At 71.9% G+C, this 1,235-nt stretch carries 1 protein-coding gene and 1 pseudogene; both read right to left on the reverse strand.

Annotated features, from left to right (window positions below):
- Positions 1-340, reverse strand: a pseudogene (locus tag ACFQBR_RS33550) (hypothetical protein); the annotation flags it as partial.
- A gap of 142 nt (positions 341-482) precedes the next feature.
- The coding region (locus tag ACFQBR_RS33555; protein WP_378554982.1) for an LVIVD repeat-containing protein at positions 483-1,235 on the reverse strand (753 nt) is incomplete at its 5' end.

Raw genomic sequence — 1,235 nt, forward strand, 5'->3', positions numbered from 1 at the left:
GGTCACCGCTCACCGACACGTCTCCCTGCCCGCCGGGGCAGAGCACCTCGGACACGACCTGCGGGTCCTCGGGCTCGGAGATGTCGTAGACGACGAACCCGTCGTAGTTGCCGCCGATGGCGTAGTCGCCCGTGAACGCCAGGTCCGAGTTGGTGCTGCGCACCGCGTCGGGCTTGGGCACGTGGGCGACATGGGTGACGTTGCTGCTGATCTCGTCGGCGGGCGCCTCGTCCGCGTACGCGGAGGCCGGGCTCAGCAGGCCGACGAGGAGCGTCCCCGCGGCGGCGGAGAGGGCGGCCGTGCGCGCGAGGCGCCGACCGGGGGTGGGTGGTGCGGACATGGGGGTTCTCCTGTGCGCTAGGGGGTTGGCGGGGGCTTGTCCCGGGGCCGCGGCGCGCGCCACGCCGCGGCCCCGACGTCCGTGCGCCGGACCCTCCCGGGGACCGGGAGGGTCGCGCGGCGCTGCCGGACCCGGGGGAGGGTCAGCGCCCCTCGCCCCGGCCGGGCCTGTACTCGGGCTGGGACTGCGGGTTGAACTCGTCCATGCGCACGCGCTCGGCGGCCCGCAGGCGCGGGTCGTCCAGCTTCAGCACGTCGAGTCCGCGGGAGATGTCGGAGGAGTAGACGTAGCCGTTGTAGTAGTACGCCGACCAGGAGCCGCCCAGGACGAGCCGGTCGTCGTCGATCGGGTCGCGGTCGAAGTGGCCGATCTCCCTCGGGTTCTCCGGGTCGTTGAAGTCGATGACCGAGACACCGCCCTGGTACCAGGACTGCACGAAGAAGTCCTGCCCGGGCACCGGGATCAGCGAGCCGTTGTGGGCGACGCAGTTCTCGGTGGCGGTCTGGTGGCGGTCGATCTTGTAGTAGCTCTGGAATTCGAGCGCGTCGTCGCCGATGGCGTAGATGGCGTTCGCCCCCCGCTCGGGGCCGATGGCCTCGCTGCAGGTGGCCGCGCCCCCGCCGCCGAGCTCGTCGGTGAACGTGACCGTCTCGCCGTTGTTGGTGAACGTCGCCGAGTGCCAGAACGCGAAGTTGGTGTCGCGGACGACCTCGGTCACGACCGGGGCGGCCGGGTCCGAGATGTCCATCAGGATGCCGTCGCCCATGCACGCGCCGGCCGCGATGTCCTTGGTCGGGTAGACCGTGATGTCGTGGCAGCCGGAGGTGCCGGTGTTTCCGCCCTCGGGGAAGAGCACGGGGGCGTCGACGAGCTCGGCCGAGGCCGGGTCGTCGAC

The organism is Nocardiopsis tropica (assembly GCF_042660575.1).
Lineage (GTDB): Bacteria > Actinomycetota > Actinomycetes > Streptosporangiales > Streptosporangiaceae > Nocardiopsis > Nocardiopsis tropica.